The sequence below is a fragment of the Methylobacterium sp. WL116 genome (genome assembly GCF_008039455.1).
Taxonomy (GTDB): Bacteria; Pseudomonadota; Alphaproteobacteria; order Rhizobiales; family Beijerinckiaceae; genus Methylobacterium.
The window spans coordinates 1-3,611 of sequence record NZ_VRUV01000466.1; the positions used below are offsets into that span (position 1 = coordinate 1).

The following is a 3,611-nucleotide window of genomic DNA, read 5'->3' on the forward strand; positions in this document are numbered from 1 at the left end:
CCTGGCCGAGTTCCTCCGCCTCCTCCTCCAGCATCTCCGAATAGCCGATCACCGCGGATAGCGGCGTGCGCAACTCGTGGCTCATGTTTGCCAGGAACCGGCTCTTCGCCCGGCTGTGCTCCTCGGCGGCGTCGCGGGCTTCCTCCAGCGCCGCCTCGTATGCCTCTCGCTCGGTGATGTCGGCGTGTACGCCGACCCACTCGCGGATCGTTCCGTCCGGATTGCGCACCGGCCGTCCCTTGACCGCGAACAGGCGGTACTCGCCGTCCCGGTTCCGAACGCGGTGCCGGAGCTCGTAACCCCTGTTCGCCGCTACGGCCTCGCGCCATGCCGCCTTGGTGGGCTCGACGTCGTCTGGGTGTACGGCCTCCGCCCAGCCCGTCCCCTTGCACCCGGCCTCGGACTGACCGGTGTAGGCCTGCCAGTACGGTTGGGAACCCGTCATGGCGCCCCGCGCGTCGGCGGTCCAGATGATGTCGCCGACCGCCTCGGCGGCGGCCCGGAAACGTTCCTCGCTGGCATGGAGGTGCCGTTGCACCCGCTGCTGGTCGAACGAGGAAGCGACAATGGCCATGAACAGGATCAGGAAGGTCGCGCCCGCAACGTACAGGGCGAGGTGCTGCTGGCCCAGGCCGACGCCGCCGGCGTGCGCGGCATGCGCCCCGGCAACCTCCGCTGTGACGGTCGCCGCGGCCATGCCGGTGTAGTGCATCCCGGCGACGGCGAGACCCATCGCGCCCGCGGCGACTAGCTTCTGCCAGACGTCGTTCTGCCGGAAGGTCAGCCACAGCGCGGCGGTCGCCGCGACGACTGCGATGGCGACGGAGGCGGCGACGACGGGCAGGCTGTATGCCAGGTTGCCCGGCACCCGCATCGCGGCCATCCCGGCATAGTGCATCCCGGCGACCCCGACGCCCATCAGTGGGCCGCCGACGAGGACATCGCGAGGGCCGGCCCGCTTGCGGCTAACCCAGGCGAAGGCCCCGCCAGTGGCGACGATGGCGATCAGCAGTGAGGCGACCGTGATGCCGAGGTCGTAGGCGGCGGGCATGCCCATCTCGAAGGCGAGCATGCCGACGAAGTGCATCGCCCAGATCCCGCCTCCCATCGCCACGGAGGCCGCGGCGACCCAGGCCCAGCGCAGGCAGGTCGAGGCCCCACGTACGCGGGCACCGAGGTCGAGCGCTGTGTACGAGGCGAAAAAGGCGATGGCGATGGATAGCGCCACGAGGGCGGGGTCGTAGCCGGTATGGACCATGAGAGTTCCGATGAATGTCCCTGGCGCATCTCACAGAAAGACAGCGGGCTTGGGGCAATCGCTCAATCGTGAACGCGATGGGCGGCCGGGCCTTCGCGACGTTCGGCGTTCATGCGCCGTCGCCCGATGGGACGGGCACATCGTCGGGACCACCGTCACCCGCCGCGGGACTGACCGCCCCTGCCGGCATGACCTTGGCCCCGGCCCTCTCCAACTGCTCGGTGGGGTCGTTGCATTTCCGAACGGTAGTCGATGGCCATGGCGGTCTCGTGAGCTTGGGGGGCTAAGGGTCAGATCAAGAAGGCGGCCTCGACCGGGGTCGGTTCGGCACCGGCGGCGGTGGCCTCGGAACCGCGGACGGGTGGGGCCGAGCCGGCATGCCCGGCCTGGACCAGCGCCCCGATCATCGTCATCAGCGCATAATGCTCCGGCAATCCGCAGCCGGATGCTAGGAAGGCGGCAAGCTCGACGCAGGACGGCGAGTCGCCAGATGGCTCATTCGGCTCGTGGAAGACGAACACGTCCGCCGGGTCGTCGCCGTGGCAGAGGAACCAGCGATCGTCGTTGCTTCCGGAATGGATCAGCGTCCGCATGGTGGGCATCAAGGGGTCCCTCCGGATGTGGTGCTAGAAGTCGGTCGGCTCGATGCTGGCGAACCCCGGCGACATACGGGCGCATCAGCCGGAGTTCTTCGTGACGGTTGTCGGCGGGTTCGGGGCGATGGCGGGGGTGGTGAACCGGTCCGGATCGCGTAAGGCCTGGTACGTGGCGGCTTTACGAGGGCGGATGCCCTTGAGCAGCATCACCGCACCGAGACACATCATGAGCACCGGCACCGGGTTGCGTCGGACGGCCACCAGGGCGCCGTCGTAGAGGCCGGCACCGGTCGCGTCGCGACGGACGGCACCGAGCATGTCCTCGACGATGCCGGTCGGGGTCAGGCGCTGCGTGAGATTGTCCAATGTCCGGTCCAGCCGGCCGCGGCTCGCCTCGATCTCGCGCTCCAGTGCGTCGGCCTCGCTCGTCATGCGTCCACGTGCTCCTTGATGACGGTAGCGTCTTGTCGAAGCTGGCGGCCCGTCCGGGTCGGCATAAGCGAGTTGAGCGAGAACCGTCTCTCGGCTGCCAGCGCCAGGACGATGCCGATGACGAGGAAGACGACGCCGGCGATCAGGGCGGCGAGCGCCTCCGAGCCAACGACGGTGGCGAGCCACGTCACTAGGGCGTCGACTAGGACCAGGAAGCCGACGAGAGCGAACGCGGCAGCGCCGGTCATCGCCGCCAAGCCGACGATCAGGCTTCGCAGGTTGTTGATCATCTCCTGGCGGAACAGGGCGATCTCGCCCCGGATGACGTCGCTGGCAGCCCGGAGCGCCTCTGCCAGGAGGCCGTGCAGCCCGCCGGGCGGTTGGGGTGGAGGGACGGCGCTCACGGATACCCGCCCCACGCCTGCTTGGGCTCCGCCACCCGGGACTTGCGGACATCGCTTTTGCCGGACCGCAGGACGTGGAAGGCGCCGTATCCCAGCGCCCCCACCACCAGGGTCGTCGCCAGCGGATTGGCGCGCGCGACCACCTCGGCATCGCGATAGAGGTCGCGCCAGCCGCGCCGCGCGACCCGGTCCGAGAACGCATCGAGGTTATCGGCGACCGTGTAGACGAACGGTCTCACCTGAGCCTGGGCGTCGAGCTCGCCGCCGCTCGAACGCAGCGCGCGGGCGAGCTCTGACAGGAAGCCGGCCGCCTCGGACTTGCGCCGGTCGGCATAGCCGCTGGCTTGGTCGCTCACGGCATCGGCCAAGCCGGCCGGCGACCTGGCCGCCTGCATCGGGCTGTTGGCGCCGGGGGGCGGACCCGCAGGTTGGATGGGATCGGTCATGATGCTTCTCCTAACCTGCGGGACGTTTCAACTGGGCGCCGGGCCTAGCGGCGGCCGTGGACGACCATCGCGAGGAGGTAGCCGAGCGCGCCGGCCATCGCGGCCATCATCAGGGGGGACTCCTTGGCGTAGCTCGTCACCGTGTCGGCGCCCTGGCGATAGGCGCGCTCGGCGTCGGGGAAGGCGTCGCGGCCCTGCTTCAGCGCGCCCTGCGCAAGGTCGGAAGCCTGGTCGGCCACGTCCCGCACGGCATCCTTTGCCTGCCCGTACAGGTTCTCGACGTTGCCCTTGGCTTCGTTGGCGGCACCCTTTGCCTGGGTCTCGCGGTCGCCGGTCACGTCGCCGACGGCACCCTGGACCTTGCCGCCGAATTCCTTTGCGGCGCCGGTCAAGCGATTCTCGTCCATGGTTCTTCTCCTGTGTCATGGGACCGGATGGCGGGATGCCGGGGGTCCAGGGTGAAGGGGGGCCGGAG

The 3,611-nt window shown here is 69.5% G+C and carries 6 protein-coding genes; all 6 read right to left on the reverse strand.

What is annotated here, in order from left to right; all coding sequences use genetic code 11:
• Positions 1-1,258, reverse strand: a 1,258-nt coding sequence (locus FV223_RS22805; protein ID WP_147729129.1) for an MHYT domain-containing protein, incomplete at its 3' end; no start/stop codon positions are given.
• Positions 1,259-1,548: 290 nt separating this feature from the next.
• Positions 1,549-1,860, reverse strand: a complete 312-nt coding sequence (locus tag FV223_RS22810) for a hypothetical protein (protein WP_147729130.1) — start codon at positions 1,858-1,860, stop codon at positions 1,549-1,551.
• A gap of 75 nt (positions 1,861-1,935) precedes the next feature.
• The gene (locus FV223_RS22815; protein WP_147729131.1) at positions 1,936-2,286 is read right to left on the reverse strand and encodes a DUF3618 domain-containing protein; all 351 of its coding nucleotides are present in this window, start codon (positions 2,284-2,286) and stop codon (positions 1,936-1,938) included.
• Positions 2,283-2,690, reverse strand: a complete 408-nt coding sequence (locus FV223_RS22820) for a phage holin family protein (RefSeq protein ID WP_147729132.1) — start codon at positions 2,688-2,690, stop codon at positions 2,283-2,285. The genes FV223_RS22815 and FV223_RS22820 overlap by 4 nt, the downstream gene beginning before the upstream one ends.
• A complete protein-coding gene (locus FV223_RS22825) occupies positions 2,687-3,136 on the reverse strand; it encodes a hypothetical protein (protein ID WP_147729133.1) in 450 nt (149 codons plus the stop codon). The genes FV223_RS22820 and FV223_RS22825 overlap by 4 nt, the downstream gene beginning before the upstream one ends.
• 44 nt (positions 3,137-3,180) lie before the next feature.
• On the reverse strand, positions 3,181-3,543 hold the full coding sequence (locus FV223_RS22830) for a CsbD family protein (protein ID WP_147729134.1): 363 nt from the start codon (positions 3,541-3,543) through the stop codon (positions 3,181-3,183).
• Positions 3,544-3,611: the final 68 nt, after the last annotated feature.